Below are 2,009 nucleotides of genomic sequence, written 5' to 3' on the forward strand. Positions count from 1 at the left end.
GGTGCTTTGTCCTGGCAAGTGCCCCGCTGAGGTCGTGGTCAGGGATACTGGAGGCACATTCGCCGCCGCCTGGGCGTTACGTAGCGCGTCCTGGAAATCGATGTCGACGGCCTTGTAGCCGGGGGTATCGGCGTTGGCGATATTGGACGCGATGATTTGCTGACGATAGGCCCTCAAGCCCAAGGCGAGTTGCTGAAAATCATGGCTCGGGTGCCCTGATCCCACCAATGGGATGTGACGGGGTTGGAAGACATCCCCCAAAGAGGGCCGTGTATCGCGTTGTGCTGAACTCTGCGGTGCGCCCCCCGTACTGGATGCTGGACTGGGCGTCCCCGACGGGGCCGTACTGGTCGTTCTGCTCATGACCTGTGAAAGAGCGCCGGCAAAGGAAGAGGTGCCACTTGCCGAAACGGTGTGACCACTGTGCCCAGCGTCCGAGGTCGGCTGAACCGGCCCAAGGCTTCCAATTCCGGCAACGAGGGGCATGGCAACTTACTCCTGTTCGTTCATGATCTGGATGGCCTTCACCGGATCGATCGGTCCGGTCTCGTGCCATTTGCTACTGAGNNGCGGCAAGAACAACGGCTCCCGTGTTCATCGTGGGTTGGGGTTTTCATGTTCAAAACACCGAGGCCCCTTCACGGGGCCTCTGAATGACTGCGTTTACTTCATGTCCCGCTGGTGGTTGTGACGCTTTGCATCCTTGGCCGGTGCCGCCTTTTCCCCCGTAGCCTCAGGGGCCGCCGCCGGGATACCGGTCTTTTCCGTCATGTGGGAATGGGGCTTCACCTTCTTCGGCGTGGCCTTATCGGTTTGCTCGGCGGGTGCCTTGTCGGTATCCGCAGCCTGGGTGCCAAAGGACAGCGCTGCAACGGTGGCAATCAGCGCGGTCGAGAGAAAAGAATTGAGTTTCATGACAGCTTCTCCAAAAAAGGGGGTCCAGAGGATTCGAGATGCCGGCGGGCGGGTCCGACAAGGCCAGTTTGTGCTTCTGGAGCCGTCAGAGACATGACCCGATGATTACATTCCTGTCAGCTTTCTCCTGCCCGCTACGCGGCTAGCGCTTAGGAAGTGCAGCCAGAAATGCCTTCTGAAATTCCAGCGTGCACGAAAGCAGTGCCGACCAGTGGTCCACCGCAATCCGGCCACTTGCCGCGGTGAAACCCGCAACGTCTCCCTGCAACAACGCTTTGGGGTCGTGGTCAGCCTGATGCACCCACTTCTGCATCGTCTCGGTGGTCAATGTCGTCACCTGCTCACCGTAGGTGAAGCCCAGACGGCAGAGTCCGGCTGCTACGTCGAGATTGGCCTGAAGACGCGCTCTCAGGTCTTCGTTCGCTTCTTGCATGATGTTCCCCTGTCCAGGCCGAACCGCACGAGACTCACGCCGGCTCGGCAATGACTTATTTGCCAAGACTCTCCGCCAGGTCGCGATGCCCCTTTTCCAGTGCCCGGGCCTCCTGGGCAGCTTCCTTGAGCTTCGCTTTCAAAGCGCCACAGTGCGATGCCCACATCCCGACATCGCCTTTCGGACGCCCCGAGTACGCGGTAACCATTTTTTCGTGTTGCTTGGCTTCGGCCTCATAACCAGCCGCTTTTTTCGCGAAGTAGTCCGCAATGCGCTGATGGTCCGCTGCCGTCGACGCGCTGGAGATGAACTCGGGCATCTCTGCAACGGGGGGAGTCGATGAGCAGGCGCCTAACGCAAGGATCAGCGCCGCACCGGCGAGTGTCGTACCTAGACTGCGTTTCATGGTGTCACCTCCTTGTGAGTCCACAGGATCAGTGTGCGATCCGGCGGCTGACAATGGGGTGACGCAGCCATTACATCCCTGTTCCTGGAATGTCAGGAAGGTGTGATTGGCCCTCCGGATTCCCGCAACGGCAAACCTAGTAAGCGGTGAGCCTCCTGTTGCCAAGCGTGACCTTGAGCCAGGCGCCTACAAGGTCAAAAGTCCATCAAATGCGGTGCCTTATGCCTTGTACTTCCTTCATGGTCAGATTAAACT

At 59.2% G+C, this 2,009-nt stretch carries 4 protein-coding genes; all 4 read right to left on the bottom strand.

Annotated elements, in window-relative coordinates:
• Nucleotides 1–183: flagellar basal body rod protein FlgB (locus ETQ85_RS27170; RefSeq protein WP_246128906.1), on the bottom strand; the 183-nt coding region annotated here is incomplete at its 3' end.
• A gap of 480 nt (nucleotides 184–663) precedes the next feature.
• Nucleotides 664–915 carry a hypothetical protein gene (locus ETQ85_RS24885; protein ID WP_148581699.1) on the bottom strand — a complete coding sequence of 84 codons (252 nt, stop codon included), beginning with the start codon at nucleotides 913–915 and terminating at the stop codon, nucleotides 664–666.
• Nucleotides 916–1,057: 142 nt separating this feature from the next.
• Nucleotides 1,058–1,348 (bottom strand): hypothetical protein, encoded by a 291-nt coding sequence (locus tag ETQ85_RS24890; RefSeq protein WP_148581700.1) that lies wholly within the window; start codon nucleotides 1,346–1,348, stop codon nucleotides 1,058–1,060.
• Between the two features lie 55 nt (nucleotides 1,349–1,403).
• Nucleotides 1,404–1,754, bottom strand: coding sequence for a hypothetical protein (locus tag ETQ85_RS24895; protein WP_148581701.1), 351 nt, complete (start codon nucleotides 1,752–1,754; stop codon nucleotides 1,404–1,406).
• Nucleotides 1,755–2,009 lie beyond the last annotated feature (255 nt).

Origin of the sequence: Zoogloea oleivorans, from assembly GCF_008107625.1 — a bacterium.
Taxonomy (GTDB): Bacteria; Pseudomonadota; Gammaproteobacteria; order Burkholderiales; family Rhodocyclaceae; genus Zoogloea; species Zoogloea oleivorans.